The organism is Mesorhizobium sp. M1A.F.Ca.ET.072.01.1.1 (assembly GCF_004023325.1).
In the GTDB taxonomy this organism is placed as follows: Bacteria; Pseudomonadota; Alphaproteobacteria; order Rhizobiales; family Rhizobiaceae; genus Mesorhizobium.
In genome coordinates this window covers 1-2,353 of the sequence record NZ_RZSF01000110.1, presented here as the reverse complement: position 1 = coordinate 2,353, position 2,353 = coordinate 1, and the positions used below count along the sequence as shown (strand labels likewise).

At 66.9% G+C, this 2,353-nt stretch carries 2 protein-coding genes; one reads left to right on the top strand and one right to left on the bottom strand.

From position 1 onward, the window contains the following. Positions 1-1,020, top strand: a 1,020-nt coding sequence (locus EOA32_RS16885; protein WP_245499304.1) for a DUF459 domain-containing protein, incomplete at its 5' end; no start/stop codon positions are given. Between the two features lie 38 nt (positions 1,021-1,058). On the opposite strand, the gene EOA32_RS16880 is transcribed toward EOA32_RS16885, so the two are convergent. Next, positions 1,059-2,353, bottom strand: a 1,295-nt coding sequence (locus EOA32_RS16880) for a glutamate synthase subunit beta (RefSeq protein WP_145971308.1), incomplete at its 5' end; no start/stop codon positions are given.

Below are 2,353 nucleotides of genomic sequence, written 5' to 3'. Positions count from 1 at the left end.
GTCCAGCCGGTGAGGCCGAAGCCGAAGGCCAGAAAACCCAAGCCGCGCCCGCCGGCCGAGCCGGAGGCGCCGGTCGTCGAAAAGGCGCCGGATGCGCGCGTCGTGCTGGTGGTCGGCGATTTCCTGGCGGGCGGACTCGCCGAGGGTCTGGACGTCGCCTTTGCCGACAATCCGACGGTCAGGATCGTTTCGCGCAGCAACGGCTCGTCGGGCTTCGTGCGTGACGATTTCTACAATTGGCCGGTCGAGATCAAGTCTCTGATCGAGACGGAGAAGCCGTCCGTGGTGGTGGTCATGCTTGGCTCCAACGACCGCCAGCAGATGCGCGTCGGCGACGTCCGCGAGCAGCCGCGCTCCGAGAACTGGACCAAGGAATACGAGCACCGCACCGATGCGCTGGGCAAGGCCATTCAAGATGCAAAGGTGCCGTTCCTGTGGGTCGGCATGCCGGCGTTCGGGGCGGCAAAAATGACCTCGGACATGCTCGCCTTCAACGACATCTATCATTCAGCCGCACAGACCCATGGCGGCGAGTTCGTCGATGTCTGGGACGGCTTCGTCGACGAGAACGGCGCCTTCGTCACCTCCGGTCCGGACATCAACGGCCAGCCGGTGCGCCTGCGCTCCGACGACGGCATCAACGTGACCAGGGCCGGCAAGCGCAAGCTTGCCTTCTACACCGAAAAGCCGCTGGCCAAGATCCTCGGACTGGCGGCACCCGGAAGCGTCACCACGGTTTCCGCGCCGGCGGGCGCTCCGGTCGAGGCGTCGAAGCCTGCCGCGGCCCCTGTCATCGTCGACCGCACCGCGCCGATGCTGCTCAGCGACCCCGCGCTCGACGGCGGGACCGAGCTGCTGGGTGCCGCACCGCCAGCCAAGGCCGATCCGAACCTTCCCGGCGAAAAGCTGACCGTCGAGGGCAAGGCGCCCGTCGCCTCGCCCGGCCGAGCCGACGATTTTTCCTGGCCGCCGAAGACGCCGACCGCTTCATCGGAGACCTCGACAGCGGTGCGTCGGTAGGGCCGCAACGGAAGAGCACATCGTGGCTGCAGGTAGACTCAGCGGGGGAGTACGCTAGACCCCATCAGCGCCTCGTCGATCGCGCGCGCTGCCTGGCGGCCTTCGCGGATCGCCCACACCACCAGCGACTGGCCGCGACGGACGTCGCCCGCGGCATAGAGCCTGTCTATGCTGGTTCTGTAGTCGCGGTCGTCGGCCTCGACGTTGCGCGAGCGGCGGCTGTCGGTGACCATTTTTATTTCGCCGTCCAGCTCCTTCATGACCCCATCATTCGCCGGACCGGCAAAGCCGATGGCGATGAAGGCGAGATCGGCGCGGATGACGAACTCGGTGCCGGCGATCGGCTTGCGCTTCTCATCGACCTCGCAGCAGCGGACGCCGGTCAGCTGTCCGTCCTCGCCGATGAATTCGATGGTCGCCACCTGAAATTCGCGCTCCGCGCCCTCAGCCTGCGAGGAAGACGTGCGCATCTTTGTCGCCCAGTAAGGCCAAACCGCGAGCTTGTCTTCCTTCTCCGGCGGCTGCGGACGGATGTCGAGCTGCGTCACGCGCACCGCGCCTTGCCGGAAGGCGGTGCCGATGCAGTCGGACGCGGTGTCGCCGCCGCCGACGACGACGACATGCTGGCCGCCGGCGATGATCGGATGTGACGGCCAGGCCACCGATTGGATCGGCTCGCCGCCGACGCGGCGGTTCTGCTGCACCAGATACGGCATGGCGTCATAGACGCCGCTGAGATCGTCGCCCGGGATGTTGGCCGGGCGCGGCGTTTCCGAGCCGCCGCAATAGAGCACGGCGTCGTGCTCGGCGAGGAGCTCGGCAACCGGCTTGTCGAGGCCGACATTGACGCCGCAATGGAAACTCACGCCCTCGCCTTGCATCTGCTCGATGCGGCGATCGATGTAATGCTTCTCGATCTTGAAGTCGGGAATGCCGTAGCGCATCAGCCCGCCCGGCCGGCTCTCGCGCTCATAGACATGCACATCGTGGCCGGCGCGGCCGAGCTGCTGGGCGGCGGCCATGCCGGCCGGCCCGGAGCCGATGACCGCAACCCGCTTGCCGGTCTTCTTTTCCGGCGGGTAGGGCCGGATGTGGCCGGTCTCATAGGCCTTGTCGGCGATCGCCTGCTCGACCGTCTTGATGGCGACCGGAATGTCCTCGAGGTTCAGCGTGCAGGCTTCCTCGCAGGGCGCCGGGCAGATGCGGCCGGTGAACTCGGGGAAATTGTTGGTCGAATGCAGGTTGCGGATCGCGCTGTCCCAGTCGCCATTGTAGACGAGGTCGTTCCAGTCCGGGATCTGGTTGTGGATCGGGCAGCCGGTCGGTCCATGGC